The organism is Chryseobacterium sp. IT-36CA2, from assembly GCF_949767875.1.
In the GTDB taxonomy this organism is placed as follows: domain Bacteria; phylum Bacteroidota; class Bacteroidia; order Flavobacteriales; family Weeksellaceae; genus Chryseobacterium.
Window position 1 is genome coordinate 13,812 of the sequence record NZ_CATKPG010000002.1, and the last position, 24,451, is coordinate 38,262.

Annotated in this window: 21 protein-coding genes; 15 read left to right on the top strand and 6 right to left on the bottom strand. The window is 35.1% G+C overall.

Translation table 11 applies throughout. The annotated features are described in order from the left end of the window. The first annotated feature begins 7 nt into the window (after positions 1–7). From ACM6F9_RS00430 to ACM6F9_RS00445, 4 genes are read left to right on the top strand one after another with little or no spacing between them, the layout of a single operon-like run. A complete protein-coding gene (locus ACM6F9_RS00430; RefSeq protein WP_414843914.1) occupies positions 8–742 on the top strand; it encodes a CsgE family curli-type amyloid fiber assembly protein in 735 nt (244 codons plus the stop codon). 11 nt (positions 743–753) lie between these two features. After that, complete coding sequence (locus tag ACM6F9_RS00435) at positions 754–1,164, top strand: curli production assembly/transport component CsgF (protein WP_414843915.1); 411 nt, start codon at positions 754–756, stop codon at positions 1,162–1,164. 24 nt (positions 1,165–1,188) lie between these two features. Continuing rightward, the gene (locus tag ACM6F9_RS00440; protein WP_414843916.1) at positions 1,189–2,553 is read left to right on the top strand and encodes a CsgG/HfaB family protein; all 1,365 of its coding nucleotides are present in this window, start codon (positions 1,189–1,191) and stop codon (positions 2,551–2,553) included. 11 nt (positions 2,554–2,564) lie between these two features. After that, a complete protein-coding gene (locus tag ACM6F9_RS00445; protein ID WP_414843917.1) occupies positions 2,565–4,076 on the top strand; it encodes a carboxypeptidase-like regulatory domain-containing protein in 1,512 nt (503 codons plus the stop codon). 357 nt (positions 4,077–4,433) lie between these two features. Here the strand turns inward: ACM6F9_RS00445 and ACM6F9_RS00450 are convergent, their stop codons facing one another. The 6 genes from ACM6F9_RS00450 to ACM6F9_RS00475 form a co-directional block, all read right to left on the bottom strand. Further along, positions 4,434–5,084, bottom strand: coding sequence for a DNA-binding response regulator (locus ACM6F9_RS00450; protein WP_414843918.1), 651 nt, complete (start codon positions 5,082–5,084; stop codon positions 4,434–4,436). A 213-nt stretch (positions 5,085–5,297) separates the two neighbouring features. Further along, complete coding sequence (locus ACM6F9_RS00455; protein WP_414843919.1) at positions 5,298–5,768, bottom strand: OsmC family protein; 471 nt, start codon at positions 5,766–5,768, stop codon at positions 5,298–5,300. A gap of 66 nt (positions 5,769–5,834) precedes the next feature. Then, positions 5,835–7,214 (bottom strand): T9SS type A sorting domain-containing protein, encoded by a 1,380-nt coding sequence (locus ACM6F9_RS00460; protein WP_414843920.1) that lies wholly within the window; start codon positions 7,212–7,214, stop codon positions 5,835–5,837. 162 nt (positions 7,215–7,376) lie between these two features. Next, positions 7,377–8,936 (bottom strand): Rne/Rng family ribonuclease, encoded by a 1,560-nt coding sequence (locus ACM6F9_RS00465; RefSeq protein ID WP_414843921.1) that lies wholly within the window; start codon positions 8,934–8,936, stop codon positions 7,377–7,379. Between the two features lie 367 nt (positions 8,937–9,303). Further along, on the bottom strand, positions 9,304–9,594 hold the full coding sequence (locus ACM6F9_RS00470; RefSeq protein ID WP_002984212.1) for an HU family DNA-binding protein: 291 nt from the start codon (positions 9,592–9,594) through the stop codon (positions 9,304–9,306). Between the two features lie 319 nt (positions 9,595–9,913). Next, entirely contained in the window at positions 9,914–10,585 is a 672-nt protein-coding gene (locus ACM6F9_RS00475; RefSeq protein ID WP_414843922.1) for a response regulator transcription factor, read from the bottom strand. 179 nt (positions 10,586–10,764) lie between these two features. On the opposite strand from ACM6F9_RS00475, the gene tssO reads away from it, so the two are divergent. The 11 genes from tssO (at position 10,765) to ACM6F9_RS00530 (ending at position 24,442) form a co-directional block, all read left to right on the top strand. Next, positions 10,765–11,301 (top strand): type VI secretion system TssO, encoded by a 537-nt coding sequence (gene tssO, locus ACM6F9_RS00480; protein ID WP_129041691.1) that lies wholly within the window; start codon positions 10,765–10,767, stop codon positions 11,299–11,301. Positions 11,302–11,313: 12 nt separating this feature from the next. Further along, positions 11,314–11,838 (top strand): type VI secretion system transmembrane protein TssO, encoded by a 525-nt coding sequence (locus ACM6F9_RS00485; RefSeq protein WP_105704364.1) that lies wholly within the window; start codon positions 11,314–11,316, stop codon positions 11,836–11,838. 48 nt (positions 11,839–11,886) lie between these two features. Further along, positions 11,887–12,798: a PKD domain-containing protein gene (locus tag ACM6F9_RS00490; protein WP_414843923.1), complete on the top strand. Its 912-nt coding sequence runs from the start codon at positions 11,887–11,889 to the stop codon at positions 12,796–12,798. 46 nt (positions 12,799–12,844) lie between these two features. Next, positions 12,845–15,250, top strand: coding sequence for a type VI secretion system protein TssR domain-containing protein (gene tssR, locus ACM6F9_RS00495; RefSeq protein WP_414843924.1), 2,406 nt, complete (start codon positions 12,845–12,847; stop codon positions 15,248–15,250). A 368-nt stretch (positions 15,251–15,618) separates the two neighbouring features. Further along, positions 15,619–16,026: a type VI secretion system tube protein TssD gene (gene tssD, locus ACM6F9_RS00500; protein ID WP_414843925.1), complete on the top strand. Its 408-nt coding sequence runs from the start codon at positions 15,619–15,621 to the stop codon at positions 16,024–16,026. Between the two features lie 171 nt (positions 16,027–16,197). Continuing rightward, entirely contained in the window at positions 16,198–18,132 is a 1,935-nt protein-coding gene (locus ACM6F9_RS00505; protein ID WP_414843926.1) for a type VI secretion system Vgr family protein, read from the top strand. A gap of 17 nt (positions 18,133–18,149) precedes the next feature. Next, positions 18,150–19,604, top strand: a complete 1,455-nt coding sequence (locus ACM6F9_RS00510; RefSeq protein WP_414843927.1) for a hypothetical protein — start codon at positions 18,150–18,152, stop codon at positions 19,602–19,604. Positions 19,605–19,690: 86 nt separating this feature from the next. Next, on the top strand, positions 19,691–20,158 hold the full coding sequence (locus ACM6F9_RS00515; protein WP_414843928.1) for a hypothetical protein: 468 nt from the start codon (positions 19,691–19,693) through the stop codon (positions 20,156–20,158). A gap of 86 nt (positions 20,159–20,244) precedes the next feature. Then, positions 20,245–20,925 (top strand): hypothetical protein, encoded by a 681-nt coding sequence (locus ACM6F9_RS00520; protein ID WP_414843929.1) that lies wholly within the window; start codon positions 20,245–20,247, stop codon positions 20,923–20,925. Between the two features lie 85 nt (positions 20,926–21,010). Next, on the top strand, positions 21,011–21,682 hold the full coding sequence (locus tag ACM6F9_RS00525) for a hypothetical protein (protein ID WP_414843930.1): 672 nt from the start codon (positions 21,011–21,013) through the stop codon (positions 21,680–21,682). 261 nt (positions 21,683–21,943) lie between these two features. Then, entirely contained in the window at positions 21,944–24,442 is a 2,499-nt protein-coding gene (locus tag ACM6F9_RS00530) for an ATP-dependent Clp protease ATP-binding subunit (RefSeq protein WP_414843931.1), read from the top strand. The last annotated feature ends 9 nt before the right edge of the window (positions 24,443–24,451 follow it).

Here is a 24,451-nt window from a genome sequence, read left to right on the forward strand (position 1 = left end):
AACACAAATGATGAAACTTTTATATTCCCTTAGCTTGAGTACCTTTTTTGCCTTCCTGTCTGTATGGGGTTATGGGCAGGAAGATAAAAAAGTAAATGCCAGGATAGAGAGCAGTCTCCTTGAAAATCAGATTATATTGAAAGCCATTGTTATGAACAATACTACCGTTTATAAGGAACTGAATTATCTTTTGGTTTCTATTAAAAAAGGAAACGGAGGAAATCTTTCAAACAATCAGCAGAGTGGTAAATTTTCTGTCAACCCCAATGAAGTCAAAATATTATCAGAAATAAGTGTAAACCTTGAATCAAAAGATGCGTTGAAAGCTTTCCTTTATATCAGGGATGAAGAAACACAAAAGCTGGTAGCCAAAGATAGTCTGGAACTGAACAGTGATCTTTTTAAAAAGAAAACAGCCAAGATAGAAGAGGATGCCGCGTACGAACTGAGAGGACTTACTATTGATGAAACCAAAACCAAGGTAGGAAAAGATTTTTATGATCTGTTTTATATGCAGTACAGCCAGCTTCCGGATAAGAGCAGCAGCGCTGTTACCATTACAGAACTTCCTCTTCGTGGAACAAGCGGTCAGATCAATATTCAGATTGAGGATAAAATCATTTACAGTTTTATGACCAATCCGGCAGAAGATTATTTAAAAGAACAGCTGGCCTACAGCTTAAAATATATCAAGGAATTTAACGCTAAGAAAAACCTTATTAAAAATGAATTCATCTACTAAAAATGTCCGCCATGAAAACCCTTATCATTTTTTTGACATGTATTGCGGGTATTTTCTACGGAAAATCTCAGCAGCTCGTCTATAAACCGGTAAATCCGGCTTTCGGAGGAGATACATTTAATTATCAGTGGCTTTTAAGCTCTGCTAATGCACAAAACCAATTTGATGAAAAAAATGATTACAGCAATTTGCTTGATCGTGTAAACTCTCTTGATAGTTTTACCCAGAGTCTCAACAGACAAATCCTCAGTGAACTTTCAAGAAAACTGTTTGATGAACAGTTTGGTGATGGAAATATAAAGCCCGGAAATTATCTTTTTGGATCGCTTTATTTACAGATTACCAATACTAATCAGGGACTTTTAATCAATATTTTGGATACCAGCAATGGCGATCAGTCCGAGATCGTAATTCCGAAATAGGAAATAACTAAAAATAAACTTACCATGACAACCTACACTTACACCAGAATCTTTTTCTGTAGTTTCCTGCTATGTGTTCTGCAGGCTTGTAGTTCAATATTTGGTTTACCTTCGGATCCCGAAAAACCAACGATGGGAGAGGTTACCTCTTCTACCGCAGAATTGAAAAATCTCCCGCTTCCCAAAGAGAAGATTGTAATAGGAGTCTACAAATTCAGAGACCAGACCGGCCAGTACAAACCCTCCGAAAACGGAAACAACTGGAGTACGGCAGTTCCCCAAGGTACCACTACCATTCTCATCAAAGCACTAGAAGACAGCCATTGGTTTATCCCTATTGAAAGGGAAAATATTGCGAATCTTCTCAATGAAAGACAAATCATCCGCTCCACACGTCAGGAGTATATAAAGGATGCAGACAAAAACAGCCAGGCACTTCCCCCTCTTTTATACGCCGGAATTCTTCTTGAAGGCGGTGTCATTTCCTATGACAGTAATATTCTTACAGGAGGGCTTGGAGCCAGATACTTCGGTATTGGCGCTTCCACACAGTATCGTCAGGACAGAATTACCATTTATCTTCGTGCGGTTTCTACGCTTAACGGAGAAATTCTTAAAACGGTTTATACCTCTAAAACAATCCTTTCAACAAGCGTAAACGGAAGTTTTTTCAGATATATTGATACGGAAAGACTCCTTGAAGCTGAGGTAGGACTCACTCAGAATGAGCCTGTACAGCTTGCTGTTACCGAAGCGATTGAAAAAGCGGTAAAATCTCTCATCGTAGAAGGAATCAGAGATAAAATTTGGGGGAAAGCAGTTGATCCTAATGGAGCATACCAAACTTTAATCGATGATTATAATAAAGAACAGGATCAAAATGATGGAAGAGTAGTAGGTGGAAGATATCCTGAAAACTACAGACAGAAATTTTCCATGTTTGCTAATGTTGAGGGACAGAAAGTCAGAGATGATTATGTAGGTCCTAAAATGAACGTAGGAGGAAAAGTAGGATTCAAATATTTCCTGACTCCTTACCTGAATGTAGAAATAAATGGCAATTATTTTACTCTTGAAAATTCAAATATTGTGAAAAGAAACTATTATGGTCCCGAAGTAAACCTGGAATATATACTTTTCCCAAAATACAGATTCAGTCCATACCTATATGGCGGAGCAGGAGCAATGTATTCAAAATACAAACCTCAATATAAAGCACAGTTAGGAGGCGGGCTGGAATATATGATCAGCAAGAATTTTTCATTAAGAGCTTCCGCTCAATATGACATGGGCTTCAAAGATGATTGGGAAGGCCTTGTGAATGGAAAAAGAAAAGATCAGGCTTTACGCTTTGGTATAGGAATCAATTTTTACTTCGGAAACAAATAAAAACACGAATTATGAAAACTTTAATTAAAATACTCAGCATATTCATCTTTGCTTTTTGTCTGTTTTCATGCAATGAAGACCTTGTAGAACAGGCTCAAACAGGAACGTTAAAAGGAAAAGTCGTAAAAAGAGGCAGTAATGTGCCGATTCCTAATGTGAAAATTTTCACTAATCCTACGACACAGACGGTTTTCAGTGGCACAGACGGTTCATTTGAAATCGCAGCCATGCCGGTGGGGAATTATTCTGTGAAAGCAGAAATTTCAGGATATATCACAAGCTTTCAATCAGTCAATATACAAAATGAAAATCAGGTGGTAACAGCGGTTTTTGAGATGGATGATGATACTTCATTGAATTCTCCTCCCACTACACCACAGTTGCTAAGTCCGATAGATAACGCAGTAAATCAACCTTTGAGCGTCGAATTAACCTGGAGCGCAACAGATCCGGATACAGCGGATGTTTTAAAATACAGTTTGACAATTAAAAATAATCTTGACACTAATGTGATTCAGGTTAATGATTTGACAGCTAACCACTATACGCTTTCAAATCTGAAGTTTGGTGTAAGTTACTTCTGGCAGGTGTCTGTTTCGGACGGCATTCACCAGCCAGTTTTAAGCTCTACCAGTAAATTTACCACCAATACTGTTCCCGCCAACAGGTATCATTACACCCAAAAACAAAATGGAAACTTCGTTATCGTCTCCAGTGATGATCAGGGAAATAACTTCCAGTTTACCAATTCCTCCTACAACAGCTGGCGGCCACGTAAAAATAATAATGCAGGTCTTATAGCATTTCTTCGTACAGAAGGCGGAAGTACCCATATTTATACCGCTAATCCTGATGGTTCCAATCCTTTTAAAGTAACAACGGTTCCCGTAGCAGGCTTTAATAACTATGAAATGGATTTTGCCTGGAGTACCAATGGTAAGGAGCTTATTTATTCTAACTTTAATAAACTGTATAGAATCAATAAAGACGGAAGCGGTCTGAGTCTGGTGTATACCACTCCGGATGGAAGCTTAATTTCCGAATGCGACTGGAGCTATGATGGAAGTAAGATCGCATTGAAAACCAATGATTATAATGGATATAACACCAAAATTTATGTAATCGATATGACTGGAGGTGTTCTGAAAACCATATTGTCCGGTTCTGTCGGAGCCAGCGGTGGGTTGAATTTCTCTGTAGACGGACAGCTTCTTCTCTTTACCCGCGATATTTCAGGATATCTGGATGGAAGTGGAAATTACCGTCAGCTGGATTCCCACATCTTTATCTATAATATGGTTACCGACGTTGTAAGTGATATTTCTGCTGAAAGCGAAAAAGTAATGGGAACCAATGATCTTGATCCAAGGTTCTCACCTAATAATGCTCAGATCATTTTTATGAATACTTCCAATGATAATATTTCGCAAAGAAACGTGATGGTCATTGACCTATCGAGCAGTCTGACAGATCTTACGCGTACTACACTTTTCAGTAACGGAGAAATGCCGGATTATGAATAAGGTTCGAGATTCAAAGTTTAATGTTTTTAGTTTAATGTTGTTTATCATTTTCATTGACATTTAATTGATGGGCTTTTCAAGTAAGACATGATTATTACTACTATAAAGTCCAGGTTTTAAAGTTCCAGAATGTAAGCTTGAGATTGGAAATTCGGGTTGTTTGCAAATGAAATAATAAGGTCTAAGCAATATAAGTTTTTAGTAGCCCGGTTTTCAATCTCTTTACCTTACTTCCAGCCTTAAAATAAAGTTTATTAATGAGCTGTCTGTCCCATTCTGAGTCACAAGACCAAATGCAGACAAAAAAATTCCAAACTGTAAAGTTTGGAATTTTTTTGAGTTGTTCATGGAAGAATTTCAGTCGATGATATGATTCTCTATAGCATATTTTACAATTCCGACTGAGTTTTTTGCATTGAGTTTCAAAAGAATTCTTTTTCGATGTGTTTCTACCGTATTGATACTTATAAAAAGTTTTTCAGAGATATCTTTACTGCTGTTTCCGTCGCATATAAGTTTTAGAATTTCCATTTCGCGGCGGGTAAGAGGTTCTCTGATATGAGGGTTGGGTTTTTCCTGCTCATTGCTGATAAAGCTGATCATTTTTTCCTTTGCATGATCGCAGATGTATATTTCGTTAAGGAGTAAAATGTTGATAGACTTCAGGAATTCATCATACGTGCAGTTTTTGTCAAGATAACCTTTGATGCCTTTGTTGAAAAGTTTCCGGATGTCAATCACATCATAAGAACTTCCTATGATAATGATTTTCATATTTCGATGTTCAGAAATAATATTTTCTGTAAGCTTGCAGAGTTCCGTTAGCATGAGCATATTGGAACTCATGATTAGCATTTCCGGAGGTTGGTCTTTTAAACGTTTGGTGAGGGGTTCTAAAGAATTACAAATGTCAATGGTACTAAAAATATTACTTTGCGAAAGTAGTCTTGATAATCCCTCTGTATACAGCATGGGTTCATCAAAAATGGTCAATCTTGGTTTCATCATGGTCTGTTTTGTTTATATAAAAATAGGAAAAAAACTTTACATTTTGAATAAAATTGATAAATATTTTTAAATTATTGTGTTTTTATTGATGGTAAATCATTATTTTTATTGATTATTCATTAAATAATTCTCTTTTTGTGGAGTTTTTTAGAGTTATTGCTGTTAAAACGTAATGTTAATCATTGTTTTTGAAGTTCAATTTGAAACGTGGTACTACATAACTAACGTGGTAGGGATATGCTTTACCGGAAAATTAACGGAGTTGGCAATGAAACAAAATTTATTAGCTTTATGATGAAGTTCTTCTGCTTTTTCTTTCATCGATTCCTCTGAAATAGTTACTATAGGATGTAAAGTTACTTCTGTAAAATGCCCGCTTCCATTGGCTGTCTCCGCCATAATACCCGTTGCTTCATCCCTGTAATCTGTTACAATAATGCCAGCTTCGGAACAAAAATGCAAATACCAAAGCATATGACATGATGAAAGTGAAGATAACAGCATATCTTCCGGATTGTGCTTCGTTTTATCGCCACGGAACGCCGGATCAGACGAACCTTCAATAATAGCTTTATTTTCTGCTGAAATAATATGGCTCCTTTCGTAATCTCTATAGCTGCTCGTTCCGCTACCTTGGTTTCCTGTCCATTGAACAGTGATTTTGTAATGGTGGTCTTTATTCATAGATTAAAAATAAAAGTATTTGCTGGAATACAGCAAATACTTTTGAAAAAATATATAAAGAATTTGTTAATTTTTAATGAGTTTTATGGTGGATGAAGTACCATTTTCGAAGATAATATTGGCTATGTAAATACCTTTTGCCAAATCTGAAGCCGGTGTATTGTTCTTTTTAAAAGTTTTTAAAAGTTTTCCGTCAATGGAATAAATATTTATTTTACCTATTTTATTTTTCGAAAAATATTCAAAGCTCTCTTTAACAGGATTTTCGAATGCAATATCAGTATTGGACCTTACTGTTTCTCCTGTTGATAACGTATTATTGAATAAATACTTTACTACGTAGCCGCCCCCATTAGCAATAATATTATTATCATTCACTATTAAGTCTTCAATTTTTACTAAAGTACTATCCGTTTCTATAAAGTAGTTAAATACAGAATCTATTGAACCGTTTTGAGTAAGTCTGGAAATAAAATATGTAGAGTTAGAATCTTCATTCGCTCCGCTAATATAATAGTAGCCATTTTTTTCAATAATATTTGTAATCCATATTGGTGAAGGAAGTATGGCTGGATCAAAATTAAAAGTGCTATCCACTGTTCCATCTGGTTTAATTTTAATAATTTCAGCATCAATATTAGCATAGATAATATTATTATTACTATCCATTAATGCAGTACCAGTACCAAAGTTACTAAAGCTATAAGATATTTGTAAAACACCATTATTTCCAAAACTAGTTAATGGTTGGCCATTGGAATCAAATTTTTCCATAATGCCGGTATTAGTAAGATTTACGATATTAGATTGATTATCTAGTAGTACAAATGATCCACTTGACCAGGTACCTTGTGTTAGTACAGAACCATTATTTCCAAAGGCATTATCTATAATTCCATTACTGTCTATTCTATAAATTTTATGATGAATTTGACCGGTTGTCCCTTCCATTCCATGAACAATTATTTTTCCATTTTGTAGTATAATTCCATAAGATGCATCATTTTGATCAACACCAAGTTCTGGTATTAATGAAGTACCATTAATACCGAAAGTAGTATCTATTTGTCCATTTGGAAGAATTCTGGTGATGGCTGCTCCATTATTAAAGCCAAAAACTAAAAGTTTACCATCAGATTGTTTCTTTAGTTTGCTATCAGTAGAAACATAGGGTAATTCCAGCTCTCCGTTGAGCCCAAAAGTGGTATCTACAATACCGGTTGCCGTAAGTTTTGATAAGAAGGATTTTTCAGTTCCGGAGCTATTATTTTTATTATAAATAAAATAGATGCTTCCGTCTGGATTCTGAAACATTCTGGACCAGTAATTATTATTACCTGAAATTGTAAATTTTCCATTTGAAGCAAAACTATTGTCTTTGGAAATAATCTGAGAAAATGCGCTCTGGGTTAGCAGAATAAAAATAAGAATTAATTTTTTTATCATATTGTGTGTATTTCAATACAAAGGGATAAAAAATTATTGAAATATTAAAAAATTAACCTACTACACACGTATCACATACCTATTATGTACATATTATATCTTTGTAACTGATTGAAAATCAAAGCTAAAAAAACCTTCAGAAAACTGAAGGTTTTAAATTTTTTAATTAGAGAATTCTATCAATTCTTCTTTTTTGGCATTGTAGATTTTGTATTCTAAATATTTAAAAGAATCTCTTGGAACAATGGTTACCCATTTTTTGTATTTGATAAACCATTTCATCTGGATACTTTTAATGCCTTTTGTAAGGTAGGCTTCCACAAATGGATGTACGTGCAGGTAGATTTTTCCTTTTTCTTTCTGCAGGATGGTTCTTAAGGTTTCACCCATTCTTTCCACAATAACAATTGGAGCTACAATTTCTCCGTCTTTGTTCGGGTTTTCTTCTTTGGTGTCGATCTGCTTTTCCGGACGGTTTCTTTGTCTGGTGATCTGGATCAGACCAAATTTACTAGGAGGAAGTATTTTGTGGCGTGCTTTGTCGCGCTTCATTTCCTCTTTCAGATGCTCGTAAAGATCTCTTCTGTGATCAGAATTTGGCATATCTATGAAATCGATAACAATAATCCCTCCCATATCGCGGAGGCGAAGTTGTCTTGCGATTTCAGTAGCGGCCATTTTGTTCACTTTCAGTGCATGCTCTTTGTTGACAGCAGTTCCGGTGGTAATATTGTTACCGGAGTTCACATCAACTACGTGAAGGGCTTCTGTGTGTTCAATAACAAGATAGGCTCCTTTGGAACTCGGAATGTTAACGTGTTTTCCGAAGCTCTGTTTAAGCTGTTTTTCAACATTGTAATATTCCAGAAGTGGAATATGGGAATCATAAAACTGGACAATATTTTTCTTTTCAGGGGCAATTACTTCCACGTAATTTGTCATTTCATTCACCATTTGCTCATCATCGCAGATGATATTTACGAAATCCTGATTAAAATTGTCTCTTAAAATAGCTGAAGCTTTGTCTTCTTCGCTTAAAACTTTAGACGGAACTTTATTTCTCTGGATGTTTTTAAAAGTGCTTTCCCATTTCTGAACCAGCTGGTTCATGTCATTATGAAGGTCTGCTACTTTTTTTCCTTCCGCTACAGTTCTGATAATTACTCCGAAACCTTCAGGTTTTATACTGTCGATAAGAGTTCTTAATCTTTCTTTTTCCTCAAAGCTTCTGATCTTTTTGGAAATGGAAACTTTATTATCAAAAGGAATTAAAACCAGAAAACGCCCTGTTAATGAAATCTGGGTAGAAATTCTCGGGCCTTTTGTAGAAATTGGTTCTTTGGTAATTTGCAGTAGAACAACATCATCTTTAGCAATTACTTTGTCTACTGTTCCGTTTTTGTCTATTTCGGGTTGTATCTCGAAATTTTTTAAGCTCGAAGTGCTTTGTTTTTTAGAAATAGTGTCTTTTAAAAACTTTCTGTATGTAAGATACTGAGGTCCCAGATCCTGATAATGCAGAAATGCATCCTTATCATATCCAATGTTTACGAATGCTGCATTCAGATTGGGGGCTAGTTTTTTTACTTTTCCTATAAACAGATCTCCAACTATAAAATCGCTTTTGTCCTCTTGCTCATGAAGTTCACATAGTCTTCCGTCTTCCAGCAGTGCAATCTTTGTAAGATCATCTTCATGCGAAACTATTAGTTCTTTCTTCATTTTTAATAAGATAAAATTGTTAAGATTATAGGAAGTGGATGTTTTTCTAGATTAATTCATCTATTAAATATAAGGATTTTGAATGAAAACCATTATATGTTTATTAAAATAATATTTGGAAACCCTCCGCTTTCCGAGGAATCTTATAGTTGCAAACAAAAATATAGTTAGTGAACTTTAAGAATTTAAATCCACCAACTATATTATTATATTGTAAATCTCGAAAAGAGGAGATTATTTTTTCTTATGTCTGTTTGCTCTTCTTCTTTTCTTTCTTTTGTGAGTAGCAACCTTGTGTCTTTTTCTTTTCTTTCCGCTTGGCATAATTTTAATTTTTTAGTAACTAGTTAATATTCAGTTAATGTTCTTATTTTACTGCAACTTTAGTTTTTACTTTCTCTACAAAAGATTTTGAAGGTTTGAAAGCAGGAATGTTATGAGCAGGAATCTCAATTGCAGTGTTTTTAGAAATATTTCTTCCTGTTTTAGCAGCTCTTGTTTTAATGATAAAAGATCCAAAACCTCTTAGATAAACGTTATCCCCATTATACATAGAAGTTCTAATCTCCTGCATAAAAGCTTCTACAACTTTCTGTGTTTCATTCTTTTCTGTTCCCAACTTATTTGAGATGGTGTTTACCAATTCTGCCTTTGTCATTTCCTTATTTTAATTTTAAATTTTAGGTGTGCAAATTTAGTTAAAAAAATTGAATACTAGCAAATTAGTGGCAAAATATTTTTATTCAAAGAGTTGAGCTTTTAATGTATATACTATATTAAGGCGGGCTTGCAATAATTTAACAATAAAATAATGTAACGGGATAAAGATACAAAAAAATAATGAACAAAATTTAATAAATGCCCGTAGAAATAGGCTCTGGAGGGTTTTCTTACTTTTATTTAAAAATTAATGTGCCCTCATCCGGCTCCATCAGTTATCCGGAATTTAAGATGGTAAATACTCGCTCAGATTTTTTTTATAAACTGGAATTGTAATATCCATTTTCTACACAGAAACGGATCAGGTGAAGTTTAGTTTTTAGCCCAAGCTTTTCTGTAAGCCGGTTAATGTAAGTATCAATAGTTCTCGTACTCAGGTTGAGCTTTTCAGCAATTTCTTTATTACTGAAACCTTCATAGCAGAATCTCATAAGCTGTATTTCAGCGGGAGAAAGCTCTTCCTGTCCTTTTTTCTGTCTGTCCATATATTCCTGTACGGCAAGCGGCTGCTGTTCCCACTCTTTGGAGTAAGCCAGGTAATCAAAGTCATCGGAAGCAATACTTCCTTTAATAATATCCTTTATAATGGTGCTTTTTTTCTGACAGTAATAGATATTAGGAATCTTGGAAAGGATTTCCGCCATATCCTCCTGGTAGGTGCCGGAATAAGTGATAATCGGAGTTTCCGTATTGTTTTTTCTGATGTATTTGATGGCTTCAATTCCGCTTAATACCGGCATAAAAAGTTCTATGATGAACACGTCTTCCTGTCTTCTGTAAATTCTGTTGACAAGCTCATGTCCATTGTTACAGTCATTCAGAAGCATATAGAAAGGGTTTTCCATAAGTGTTTTGATCATTATTTTTTTAAAATAAAAATCACTGTCAGCAATAGAAAAACGCACGGTATTAGATAATATTTTACTCATTCTTAATATCGATTTGGCGAATGATATTCAAAATTTAGAGGTCTAATTTATGAAAAACTTATCAAAGAGGAAATTAATATTAATTTAATCAGGGTTTTCACGAAACAGGTTTGGGGAAATTACGTATTGCGCATAAATTTTTTTTTTTATATTTTCACAGGCCAAACAAATCGCAAATTATGTCTTCTAACAGGGAAAAAAAATTAAACAAATCTGACGTCAGAATAGGCATTTGGAAGTTTATTCTGTCTTTTGTCGTTTTGTCGGTTGTCTCTTTTTCGTGTTTATTTCTCTTCTTTAAGAGTTATGATATACAACGGGAAGGGATCAGCCGGGAAGCTGAAGCCTATAAAGAACTGATGCTTCGAAGTGACGTACTGAGAGACCACATTGATGATATTTACGACAAAATGAACCAGCTTAGCATTAATAAGGTGGAGAATGATGTATTCCTCAGAACCAGTATTATGGATAACGTGAGAGATGCTAAAAATATTATGGGTAAAGACAGTGCCCAAAGCTTTAAGCATTATGCTATACTGATGAAGCAGATTGTACCGATGATGACTTTAAAAGCCAAGATCATCGAAGTAGAGTACCAGAAGAAAACCGTCTTAAGGGATCTGGATGAATGTATGGGTAAAATAAAAGTGACCAACAACGAGCTTAGAAAAGACCCTACGAGAAATTTCACGGGAAGTAAAAGAAGAAGATAAAAAAGAAAAGCAATGCAAGGACAAATCACACTATCTAAAAAAGAAAGGCATTATCAGTTTTTTTATTTAATACTGATGCTTGTGACGGCGATGTTATTTTTGGGAGTCATCTTTTTAAAAGGATTTGTATCTCCCTTTTCTGATGAAGATGTAAGAGGAATTCAGAATTTGGAGCAGAAAGCTGAATTTGAGCAGCACCAAAAAGTGGTTATACCTATCATGGACAGTACTTATGCCATGATCACCAAGCTTACCAATGATGGCCCACAGCCTTTTGTGGAAAACAATATTCAGTTGGGCGTTAATGACCTTAACAGCTATTTTAACGGGACTGATGTAGTAGATATCCGAAAAGATGCCTATCCTCAGATCGCTAAATTCTATAAAATGTACTTTGATGACAAAAAAGTGATCTCAACAACATCAGAAGACATCAAGATTTTCCAGAAGCAGGTAGATGAATGCAGAATCGGATTTAAAGATAAGCAAAACAAGCTTTATCAGCGTGAGCAGGATCTGAAAGCAAGAATGCAGTAAGAAAAAAATACTAGGAACTTTATATAAAACACATCACAATTACTAACTATGAATTATTTTCAAAAGAACAAAAAGAACATTATTATTGGTGTAGTTGCTACTTTGCTCATTGCAGCACTTGTCGCACTATGGCTGCAGAAAAAGGTGATCCATTCTGCGGATGATATTGTTGGGGTGGTTTATCCGTCTTCACTGGCGGTAGGAGACACGCTTTTATTCGAAGATAAAACCCAATTTGCAAAAACCAAAAGATGGAATTTCGGAGACGGTACAACTTCAGACAAAAACAGCGGGATTCATTTCTATAATAAACCGGGATACTATCAGGTAAGTTTGATCGTTGACAATAAGTACACGAAATCTTTCCCTGTAATGGTGAGCGCAAGAAGCGTTCAGAAAGCAAAAGATACAGCAAAAAGTACGACTACTATCGAAGCGGCTTCTCAGGCTATGCAAAATGAAAATGTACCTTTCCGCGCCGTTTCTGAAGCAAAACAGTTTGCATGGAAATTCGGAGAAACAGGAAATACAGATTCTAAAGATAAGTTTACCTTCTACTCTTATAAAAAACCAGGGGATTACGTGGTAACTCTATATACCGAAGAAACTCAGGAGCCTATCTACCACCGTATCAAAATTCTTCCTGCTTATGATGCTCTTGCTGAAGAGGAAGTATCGGTAGAAGATTCTTATGCAAAAGTAGATAACGATTTTAAATATCACTTGCAGCAGATTGCGAACGGAAACAGCTTCAATATGCATTATAATTATCTGTTGAAAACCTATCTGTGTAACAATGAAAACACCGTTGTAAAGGTGAATGACAGCAAAGTGAATAACTTCTACATGTACTGTGCAGGGTTGCAGTTTGACAAAAATACAGTGATTCAGACTGTAAAAGTAAACCTGGATGATACACAAAACTGTGTAACTAAAGTAGAAATCAATCAAAGCAAATAATATCATCCGGTTTTACGGATGCGCCAATCATTAAAGATAAAATAGGATGAAAAATAAATTTCCTCTAGCAGCATATTATATAGGGTTATCAGTATTATTGACGAGTTGCCAGGTAAAGCTGCCGTCAAAGAAAACCCCGGAGCCGTCACAATACGGTCAGGTGGATGCTTCCCCTGTCGTAAACGGTTATCCTAAAAAGTCAGTTCCATGGATCGTTATTTCAGACAGATCCAGAAACACGGCTTATTTGGATAAAGATGACGAGAAATCTTACAAAGAAGTGAAATTTCTTGAGCCTTTAATGGTTTTAAAACATAGAGACGGAATGGTAAAGGTAGCAGAATATGTACCTGATGCTTTAATGAAAAAGGTTTCGTCAAAATCAATCAAAACATATGGCTGGATTCAGGAATCAGATCTCCTTCTTTGGAACAATGCCCTGAAAAGCGAAAAAACAGGTTATCCTGTAAGAGTTGCAGTAGTACCTAACAACAGCGAGGTGATCAGAAGCGCTGAAAGATACTATAAGAATGACTCTATCATGGTGTTCAACTCACCAAGCCTTATCGAAGCTGCGAATGTAAAAATTCCAAACGGACAAATTGTATATGTCTACAAACAGGCAGAAAATAACAAACGATTTTTAGTAGGTAAAAAACCTTCCATTGATATAGACAGCATTGGGAAAGGACTGTACGGATGGGTAAGTTCCAATGTGATTTCCAGCTGGGGAGAACGTTCCGCCATCAAACTGAAAAATACGACAGGAATTACAGACACCACTCTAGGAATTCATGAAGGACATCCTGGTGGTTCTGCTTCAGATGCAGAAAATAAAACAGCTATTCTTCTTACTGATGTTAACAAAAGAACACCGCTGGAGAACATCTTCCCGATAAATCTTCCACTGGAAGAAACACCTACTCTGGATACCAAAACAAAATATTTTACCAATATTTTAGATTACAGCAAAAACTTTGTATCAAATGTATTGGGAGAACCTATTTATTTTGACCGTTACAGAGAAATCACAGAAAAAGATAAAAATATCAATATTGTTTTTGCATTAGACGTAAGTGCAGCCAACACACCTTATGCACCTATTGTAAAATCATTACTACAGGATCTTCAGCTTAGATTCGAGAAGCCATCTTATTTCAGCAATGTTAAATATGGAGTGGTTTTATACAAAAACAACCCTTGCGGAAATAACGTTTCTGTATCGAACTTAAGTTCAGATTACAGCAAGATCACAATGTTTATTGATCAGAAAACGAATGAAATGAACTGCGCCAGCAATAACGGCTATCAGCCGGTAGGAGAGGCTCTTACTGCTGCAGGAAACCTTCTTTCCAATGTTGCAGATGAAACCAATATTGTGGTTACGGTAGGAACTTCTGCTAATCAAAGCGGCAATATGTACAGTGTAATCAGTTCATTAACGCAGGCTCAGGCAAGGCTGATTATGTTCCAGACCAGTGCAAGATCATCAGATAACTATAATGATTTTGTATTGATGGCAGAAAATATTGTGACCAATACAGCCAAAAACATTGCAGAACTTAAAAAACAAAAGATCATCAACCAAAATGATGTTTTAACCAAGAATAATTTCAGTTTGGTGGAAGGTGATGAAGGATTTTTCTCATTGGCTTATCCTAAACAGAGTATGTCTCAGGGATTCGTTATTTTCCCTAAAAAGGGGGATATTACGACTCCGGGGTTCCTGAAAAAATCTGTAGACAGTCTTATTTCTCAGGTTACCTTAGACAATCAGACTATTGATAAATCATTGAATGAATATTTCCATTCTTCAGTAGGAGCAGGAAGAACAGATGTTGATTTGAAATATAAATATCTGTATCCGGGACTTACCAATCCGGTTTCTGCAGGAATTGCAGCACAGCTGATTAACTATGGAAGCCCGTTCCTTGTGAAAGGATATATTCCAAAAGAGCTGAAAGATTTTACACCGGGAATAGAAAAAGGAATTCTTATTTCTGAATCTGAATATGATAACCTGAAAGCTTTCTACACTGAGGTCTACAAAAATACTCAGGCAGATCGTCCGGACTTTAATCAGGCAAGAGCAGTGAAAGAATATGTGAAACTGCTTAAGAAATATAATCCAACCATAAAATTCTTAGATAAAGGAGCGCTTTACGAATTGCCAATGTCTTACGCTATTGGGATGAGTACGGGATTCGATCTTTCTGAGGAAGAATTAATGGCTAAATATAAACTGAAAGGCTGGAAAAAATCTAAAATCGTTCCTAATGAGACGGTGAAGAATTATTTCCACCACTATAAAAATTTAGCAGACAGATTGCTTGCCAACAGAAATAATCCTGCTGTAAAGATTCAGCAGAACGGGCAGACTTTTTACTGGCTGAATGAATATTTTACGCCATCAAGAATTCCGACAGAACAACCGGAATATACAAAGCATTAAGAATTCTTTTATGATATCAAAAGCAGAAGTATACACTTCTGCTTTTTTTGTAACAAACCAACCTTCAAAACCTTTCACCCTCCAACTCTCAAACCCTCCAACACCATACCTCATAATCGAATTATTTCTCCCCACAGTGTAAAAATATTTTTTATCTTAAAAAGGAGATTTAATTTAAAATGCTTTATTGATGGATGTTATGAAGTTGTTCTTAAATCCATTATCGTAGAATTACGACAAGAAGTCGTAGAACTACTACAATTTTTCAGATTTGTGCTGAAAAGTTTTTTTTAGCGGAAAAGAGCCTCTATATTTGTTCTACAATCACCGAATCACAAAATATTACTAACGATTAAAATTTATTAATCATGGCCGAAAGAAATTCAAGAGGAATCTTAAAATTCAACAATGGCGAAGGACAAAAGCTGTTAAAAATGAACTACAGCGTATCCAGATCTACAGACGTTTCAGGACGTGTAGCATCAGACCCTTCTAACGCACTGATCAAGGTTACAGTAGAAGCTACTGAAAAATCTGATATCCTGGAAAGCTTGTTAAATGGTAAATACAAGCCAACAGTAGGAGAAATTACATTCAATAAATCTCACGAAGAAGGAACACTGATCACTTTGAAATGGGAGAACGGATACGTAATTCAGCATCAGGTTGATTTCGATGCCATTGATAGTGACAGTATGCTGATCAGTTTTGTAGTAAGTGCAGAGACTATTGACTATGGTACTTCTCAGTTCGCAGGACTTTGGCCAACCAGCTAAATTTATACACATTATCAACATTCATAAGAAAAAAGACTGTCCCTATTTATGGCGGTCTTTTTTTGCCTGGATGAAACACTATCATGAGAATTTTATTGTATAACCTATTTGTATAATGTCTGTTATATAAAATATTGTTATCTTCAAAGACCAAACACAAACACAAAGAATATGAAAACCGAATCAAAGACAAAAGGATCTTTTTTCCGTCCATCACAGAATGCAGACGGAATATCCGAGAATCATCATGCAGGGATCAACCGGCTGGTAAAATTGTCACTGGTTGTGGAGGGAAAAATTATTAAATACTATAAACATTTTACTCTTAAACAAAAAGCAAGTCATCATCACGAATTCAGTCTTACCCTTGCTCACGATGCGCTGGGAGACAGACAAACCCATACCCTTGAAGAAGCCAATAAATTTTTAGGAAAACGCCTCACTGCTATTATTTCTTACAAGGATATTGAGAAAAGTCCTGAGAGAAATTTTGTGGGGATCATTACAAAAGTAGGATTCAGTCAGGAAAAAATGAGCCTTGGAAATATCGTACTTTCCGGATACAGTCCCACAATTTTGCTGGATGGGGCTCCTCATATCCAAAGTTTTGGAGGCGGACAATCTGTTAACATGGGAATCATTGCTGAAGAAGTAATCAAACAGGGAATTGATAAAGAAAGGTTCGATATTAGAGTAGATACAAATGATTATTCACAAATTATTTACAGCAGCCAATATAACGAAACCCATTATAATTATCTGGCGAGAATGGCAGAAGCGTATGGAGAACAATTCTATTATGATGGCGAAGTATTGCATTTCGGGAAGCTTCCGCCACAGAATAAGCCTATAAAACTCCTTTATGGAAGCAATGCAGATCATGTAAGGGTAGAACTGAAAGCTGTACATACCAGACCTCAATATTATGGCTACAACAGCAGTAAAAATGAAAAACTGACTTCAGGAGAAACTCCGGTAAATCATTTAAGTGATCTTGCCCGTACATCATACAGTCATAACGATAAAATATATAAAACTCCGGCCCTTCAGATGGCCCCGATTAAAGCTACTACTCATCTGGATGTAGAGCATTCGCAAAGAAGTACATCAGGAAGTGAAGCTGTCAATGTGTTTTCAGTTTCCGGATCTACAAGCGTTCCTTTTCTGCATCCGGGATGTATTGTTGATATTCATATGAGAAAACCGGATAGCAATGAAACTTCTTACTTTACCAAAGTAATGGTAACGGAAGCTGTTCACGAAATTGATACCATCGGACACTATACAGGAACTTTTGAATCTATTGCAGCAGATACGGGATTTCTTCCCAAACCGGAATTTACAATACCATCAGCACAGCCACAGATCGCAACTGTAATTTCTAATACTGACCCGGAAGGGCAGGGAAGAGTTCAGGTGAGATTCGACTGGCAGATGAATGATACCACGCATTTTGTAAGAGTAATGAGTCCTGATGCTGGGGGAACAGATCAGATTACTCAAAATCGTGGGTATGTAGCGATTCCTGAAATAGGAGATCAGGTGATGGTTAATTTCGTACACAGCCATCCGGACAGACCTTTCGTGATGGGAGGAATGTTTCATGGTGGAATTGGTCTTGGTGGAGGAGCAGACAACCGTGTAAAATCCATTCAAACAAGAAGTGGCCACAGAATCGTTTTCACTGAAGATGAAAGCATCATTATTACAGATAAGAGTGGCAATGAAATTCATTTGGATACCACAGGAAGTAATATTAATATCACAGCACCGGAAACTATGACGCTGAACTGTAAGAATATGAATATCAATGTGGGGGAGAATATGACGACAACAGTGGGAATGAATAAGTCTGATAGTATAGGATTAAATAACACAGAATCTGTTGGAGCAATGAAATTGACATCAGTAATTGGAAATGCGAGTACTTTTATTACAGGAAAATTAACAGAGATTATTGAAGGAGATGTACATAGTGAAACAAAAAAAGGGAAAACAGTGATTAATAGTGAGGAAGGAATTGAAACAAGTACAAATTCTTCTATCAATAAACATGCAAAAAGTAATATTGATAATAGGAGTGGTGAAAAAGGAAAAGCTCATTAATTATATAAACAATTAAGATGAGTAGGATAAGAATTGTAAAAGGAAAAATATATGAGGCTGTTGAAGGAAATCTTAGTTATTATTCTGAAACAGATATTATAGAAAACGCAAGTATCATATATAGTGAAAATAGTGATACCGAAATTCTTTATGGAGGGAATCCTGAAAAACCTCCTATGGCTGAAATCAATATTGCTGCAGATGCAGTAGTACATTTTCGCCCCATGAGAAATTGGAAGGGAAAAGAATATGGTTTTGATTGGATGCGTATAAAGGATACAGGTTTATTTGGTGATGACTTATATTCAGATTTAGTAGGTACATATGATAAATATCCATCAGCCGACCCTTCTGCAAGATTTACTACCTTACCTACTTTATTTACAGATCTTAAAAGAGAGTATAGCAATCCTGTTTATAGCATACCCTGGTTATTGAAGGATAGAAAACCCACTAATTATTATCCTTCTTGGATATGTGTTGAAAAAAATAAAAAAATCAAGCTATCTTTAAAAGTACATATAAAAGATAAGGAGAAACTTCCGACAGAATTGGTAATTGCTTACGATAAAACATTATGTGAGATCACGACAAGTTTAGGACAGGGTATTGAAAATGAAAAAAGTGATCCAACAAAAAATACACATTATGCAAAAATTGTAATCAAAAAAAATGAGAATTATAAATTAGAAGATGAAATAGAATTGAAAGTAATAAAAGATATTACCACTTCTGAAATTTTAAAAGTTTTTTGTGATGGGAATGAGGCTGGTTATTTAAAATTATATAATAACAAAGTGAAAAAGCTAAATGTAGTGTGTGTTAGGGTGAAAGCTAATATAGGAAATGGAGAAAATAAAGGTTCAATAAAAGGTAAAACTGAGTTAGAAAATTATTTAAAGCAATCTCTAATTAAAACAAATATAGTTGAAGAGGATTTAAATATCCTAACAAATATTGATAGTACACCAAATACAGATTTATCGTTATCTTCCATAAGTAATGGAAGTGGAATTAATGTTGCTGGAAATATTAGAGGTAAATCACTATATGATTACTTAGATGAAAAGTTAAAAGCTATGTTCCCAAATTTTGGAAGTGATGGTAAAGCAGATGGAACAGGTAAATATGATAAATTTTTGCGGCTTTATTTCTTTTCTGAAACAGCTTATTTAATTCATAATGGAACTACAATAGGTGTGGGAGGTATTGGAACTCCTATTGGGGCCGGACGAGGAACTATGTTTTCCGGAATCACAGATTCTGATATAGCCCACGAGGCGATGCATGCTATTGCATTAGGACATTCATTTGGGATACAAGAGAGCATATCTGCAATAACCCCTTACCTTTTTAAATATAAAAAGACAGAAAACGTTATGGATTATGCTCATTTAGACAATAAAGATAAATATTCCACTTGGAAATGGCAATGGGATAAATTGAGAAATTTTAATTTATTAACAGAATGATGAGAGAACAAATAATTAAATACTCTAAACAATCTGTTTTTTTTCTTCCGTTTATCTTTACTATAAATTGTTCAACATATAGACAGTTGGAAAAAAATATTGTTAGGACTGGTATTTTATCTAAAAATGATACTGTCATTGTTCAGTCGGCAACGAAATTTAAAGCTTCTCATTTGTTATGTGGGCAAGATGTTCAAGAAATATTAGATAATCAATCCTATTTTGGGAATATTAATGATGGTAAAACAATTGAAAATAAAAAATTAAATAGGATGTTGAAAGGTTTACATATAACGGTCTTATGGTCTGAACCTTATAATCCACTATATTATTTCATACAAAATAAAGTAATCAGCTTTAATCAGGCGAAATCTCAACGATTACTTAAAGAAAAAGAATTATTACAAATTAGGTATGCTGTTTATAGTAGTAAAAAAATGAGAATATATGTAATGCAAACAAATTGGAAAGACAAAAAAAGAAAAAAAATGGATTATTTTTTTTCTGATGAAAAAATTGACAGCATAAAAGCCTACGAATTTATTTTAAAATAAATAAAATAATGAGAATATACACCCAATTAATATACTGTTTCTTTCTATGCTTTATATTCTATCAATGCGATGCACAAAAAGAAACCTTGAATAAAAATAAATATGCCACACCTATGGACTCAATAACTGAAACATTAAACATTAATAACCCCAGATTATTGGAGACTAAAAAAGCACAAGGTCTTGTTGAACCATATTCTTCAAAATTTGATGTTGATATGACTGAAATACTAAGTGATGGTAGTACACAAACAACTATCGGAACCGTAGGATTGAGTTATAGTCAAAGAACATTATTACTGAAAGGATGGTTTGACTTTTATAAAGAATACTATCCAAACGGTAATATAAAGCTAAAAAGAATTTATAATAAAACTTCCAAAGGAGATTATGGGCTAATGTATGAGTTTGATGAAAATGGAAAACTCACTAAAACAACTAATTTTGATGAAGGTTGGAAGACTTCTTTTGAAGCTGTTATAGAAATTGCAAAAAAATATATTCAAAAATATAATTATAGAATTGATGTCTCAGCAAATGCTGTAATTAATACTGATCAACAGTGGAACAAACAATATGTGAAAATATGGAGAAAAGAAAATGATGGAAAAAAATATTGGCAGATAGGCCTGAATAAAGGTCATGATGATAATCCTGATGATAAAAAATGTGAACGAGTTGTAATTCTCGTGGATGACAGTTCTGAAAAAGTTTTAAAAAATGAACATTATTTTGACTGGTATAATCGCTTTTTTAAAGAATTATAAATGAACTCTAGAAAAAAAAACTTTTATAACCCATAATCATATTGTATAGATAAAGAAAAATAAACTAAGTAACCTCGAAACATTCATGAACAAAATCACAGATCACCTGAAATACCTTTCCAAACTGTCTGCAGCCTTCATCATCAATATATTGAAAATCTATGCGATTGGAGTCATTTCAACAATTATTGTACTCGTCCTGGGAATCTATATTTTATCAGAAAAGCTGGTGCCGTCTTTAGGGCACAGTGGTGCTGGAGGATTTTTGATAACTACTATTACTGCTAAACCTCTTTCAGCAAGCCTTTTCTATCTGCTGATTATTATTGCTCCGTTTTTTACATTTGTTTTTGCTACAAAATATGCGATGTCTGTAGTGATTAATAAACTGCTTCAGGACCATTCAAAAACTATTGTGGTTCCTTTTATTGATAAAGTTATATCAGTATTTAAAGCGAAACAGCCAACGGTAATCCGGACAAGTGCAGATTTTGCAATAGCTAAAGTAAAACTTCTGAATGAGTTTAAAAACAGTTCAGAAAATAAAATACTCAAAAAAATAATAGGATATGCCCTCGGCAAAATAAAATTTGATGAACTGAATCTGGGAGATGAAAACGCAGACTTCTCAGAAATTATTAAAAATACCTTGATTGAGAAATTATACGAACTAGCAGAACCGTCAACCATGTTATTCTATATCTACATAGGGCTTCAATGGTTCAGTTTGCTTTTATTATTTTTTTTGAATATTTAAAAGAAAATAGAGGCTAGAGTAACAATTGGGTAGCAAATGAATGCTCTGCAATCATGCTTAAAAGCAAAAAAATACGGTTGCTACTTCTCTAATTGAAGAATTAACTATCTTTATATCATTTAGAATAAAATAGTTAATTTTAGCTACACGAAAAAAATAAGTTTTGATTCCTTGGTAAAAAGGATAAAAACTGAGATTAAAATCATCAAATCTGAAGACACTATAACAGAACGCAAATATATTAATATAAGAAAATTATAAATGGGAGTACTAGTAACCAATGAAACCGTAAAGCAGCTATTTCACATTGCTCAGTCGATAGCGAAAGAAAACTATAATGGAACTTATGGAGGGCCGCACATTTTGCAGGCTCTGATGCATAAAGATATCGGACTCAATGAATTCCTGAAAAGTATAGATAAAGATCCCGGCTATTTCTACGAATGGGCAGACGTCCGCATTGAAGAATATCCAAAAACCAACCATCTTCCCGATGAAGTAGGACAGGATAATGCGATAGATACTCTTATTGAAGAAGCTGATGATATCCGTTTAAAATTAGGATTGGACGAGATTACTCCTATCTGTATCCTTACAGCTATTGTAAAACCACAGGTGGTATTCTCACTTCAACAGCTGAAGTCACTTCCGTTGAGAGAACATGAGATCTTCAACCTGTACAGAAAAGATACACCATTTACCGTTTCTGAAGACGGTGATTTTTCATCCTTATTTTCAAATAATGGTTCAGACTATTCAGACAGTTCATTTCCTTCCATCAAAAGCTATTGTGTAGACAGAACAGCACAGGCAAGAAAAGGAGATATCGAAAATATTATTGGTAGAGATAAAGAACTCAGAATGCTGGTTGAAATTCTTTGCCGAAGAAGTAAACCCAATGTCATCATCATCGGAGAGCCAGGAGTTGGGAAAACAGCTTTGGTAGAAGGATTTGCTACGGAAATCATCAAAGGAAACGTCCCTGAAATGCTTAAAAACGGTACCCTTTTAGAGCTGGATACCGGAGCACTATTAGCGGGAACCTCTTACAAAGGTGAAATTGAAGACCGCCTGAAAAAAGTAATCAATGAATGCAAGAAAATTGAAAAAGCCATTCTTTTCATTGATGAAATTCATACCCTTTTAGACCCGAAAGGAAGCATCGGAAACGTTGCCAATCTCCTGAAACCAGAGCTGGCCAGAGGTGAAATTACCGTAATCGGAGCTACAACTCAGGAAGAATACAGAAAAATTATAGAACCAGAACAGGCGTTCAACCGTCGTTTTGAAGTTTTGACTGTCCTTGAGCCGGATGAAAAGACGTGCGTGAAAATGATTGATGTCCTTCTTGATGGTTACAAAAAACACCACGGTATCGAAGTAGAAAAAACTTCCCTTCCGGAATGTGTACGTCTGGCAAAAAGATATGCAAAAGGTAAAAAATTGCCGGATGCGGCTATCGACTTATTAGACAGAACAATGGCTGCCATCAAAATGCTTGATGAGTTGTCAGAAAAAGAATTAAATAGCTGGAAAGAAAGCTACGATGCTATCTTAACAGAAGAATATGCAGACAGCAAAGATAAAGCTGATGAACTGATCTGGACTTACAACCTGCTAAGAGACAAAATAAGCCCGATCCTATGGGGATCATTGAGTGAGCAGCCTGCGATTGACAATTCTATGCCGGTAGAGCAGATTCAGAAAATCATTGAAGATACTTATGCAGAACTTTTACAGCATGCTGCAAAGAAAAGAGAAAAAGTAGATAGGCTGGAACTTGCAGCTGTAATGGCAGCAAAAACCAATATTCCGATCGGGAAAATCCAGGCTCAGGAAAAAGAAAAACTCCTGAATATGGAATCTCTTCTATTGAACAGAGTAGTAGGACAGGACCACGCATTAAAAATCCTTTCCGATGCTATTGTTGAAAACCGAAGCGGATTGAATAAACCCGGACAGCCTATCGGATCTTTCTTCCTTCTGGGACCTACCGGAACCGGTAAAACAGAGCTGGCAAAATCAATGGCAGAATTACTTTTCAACGATGAAAAGGCAATGGTACGCTTTGATATGTCGGAATTCAAAGAAGAACATTCCGCAGCATTGCTATACGGAGCGCCTCCGGGATATGTGGGATACGAAGAGGGAGGTATGCTTGTTAATAAAATCAGACAACAGCCTTATACCGTTGTTTTATTTGACGAAATTGAAAAGGCTCACCATTCTGTCTTTGACGTTTTTCTTCAAATTATGGACGAAGGAAAAGTTCATGACAAATTAGGTAAAGAGGGAGACTTCAGCAACGCATTGATTCTGTTTACCTCCAACATTGGAAGTGAAGAAATTGTAAAACAGTTTGAAGAAGGAAAAATTCCGGAATCATCTTCACTGATGCAGATTATGTCAAATTCAGGACGATTCAGACCAGAATTCTTAGCGAGAATTACAGAAATTATTCCTTTTGCCCCAATCACAGAATCCATTGCAGAAAGAATCTTTAATATTCAGTTGAAATCCCTTCATACTTCATTAACTAGATTAGGAATTGCCCTGAAAATAAGTGATGATGCCGTAAGAAATCTTGCATTAGGCGGATTCAGCAGTAAGTATGGGGCAAGGCAGATCTCTGGGGTAATTCGTGCACAACTTGCCAGGCCTATATCCAAAATGATCGTCAGAGAAGAAGTAAAATCCGGTCAGACCATTCATGTAGATTGGAATAAAGAAGAAGATAAAATTAGCTGGAAAGTAGATTAATGATGAAGA

Coding starts and splice junctions, on each gene's coding strand:
- ACM6F9_RS00510 (WP_414843927.1), top strand. CDS start 18,150: ATGAGTAGGATAAGAATTGTAAAAGGAAAAATATATGAGGCTGTTGAA.
- tssO (WP_129041691.1), top strand. CDS start 10,765: ATGTCTTCTAACAGGGAAAAAAAATTAAACAAATCTGACGTCAGAATA.
- ACM6F9_RS00445 (WP_414843917.1), top strand. CDS start 2,565: ATGAAAACTTTAATTAAAATACTCAGCATATTCATCTTTGCTTTTTGT.
- ACM6F9_RS00475 (WP_414843922.1), bottom strand. CDS start 10,585: ATGAGTAAAATATTATCTAATACCGTGCGTTTTTCTATTGCTGACAGT.
- ACM6F9_RS00525 (WP_414843930.1), top strand. CDS start 21,011: ATGAACAAAATCACAGATCACCTGAAATACCTTTCCAAACTGTCTGCA.
- ACM6F9_RS00470 (WP_002984212.1), bottom strand. CDS start 9,594: ATGACAAAGGCAGAATTGGTAAACACCATCTCAAATAAGTTGGGAACA.
- ACM6F9_RS00450 (WP_414843918.1), bottom strand. CDS start 5,084: ATGATGAAACCAAGATTGACCATTTTTGATGAACCCATGCTGTATACA.
- ACM6F9_RS00440 (WP_414843916.1), top strand. CDS start 1,189: ATGACAACCTACACTTACACCAGAATCTTTTTCTGTAGTTTCCTGCTA.
- ACM6F9_RS00465 (WP_414843921.1), bottom strand. CDS start 8,936: ATGAAGAAAGAACTAATAGTTTCGCATGAAGATGATCTTACAAAGATT.
- ACM6F9_RS00435 (WP_414843915.1), top strand. CDS start 754: ATGAAAACCCTTATCATTTTTTTGACATGTATTGCGGGTATTTTCTAC.
- ACM6F9_RS00530 (WP_414843931.1), top strand. CDS start 21,944: ATGGGAGTACTAGTAACCAATGAAACCGTAAAGCAGCTATTTCACATT.
- ACM6F9_RS00460 (WP_414843920.1), bottom strand. CDS start 7,214: ATGATAAAAAAATTAATTCTTATTTTTATTCTGCTAACCCAGAGCGCA.
- ACM6F9_RS00455 (WP_414843919.1), bottom strand. CDS start 5,768: ATGAATAAAGACCACCATTACAAAATCACTGTTCAATGGACAGGAAAC.
- ACM6F9_RS00485 (WP_105704364.1), top strand. CDS start 11,314: ATGCAAGGACAAATCACACTATCTAAAAAAGAAAGGCATTATCAGTTT.
- ACM6F9_RS00490 (WP_414843923.1), top strand. CDS start 11,887: ATGAATTATTTTCAAAAGAACAAAAAGAACATTATTATTGGTGTAGTT.
- ACM6F9_RS00430 (WP_414843914.1), top strand. CDS start 8: ATGATGAAACTTTTATATTCCCTTAGCTTGAGTACCTTTTTTGCCTTC.
- tssD (WP_414843925.1), top strand. CDS start 15,619: ATGGCCGAAAGAAATTCAAGAGGAATCTTAAAATTCAACAATGGCGAA.
- tssR (WP_414843924.1), top strand. CDS start 12,845: ATGAAAAATAAATTTCCTCTAGCAGCATATTATATAGGGTTATCAGTA.
- ACM6F9_RS00505 (WP_414843926.1), top strand. CDS start 16,198: ATGAAAACCGAATCAAAGACAAAAGGATCTTTTTTCCGTCCATCACAG.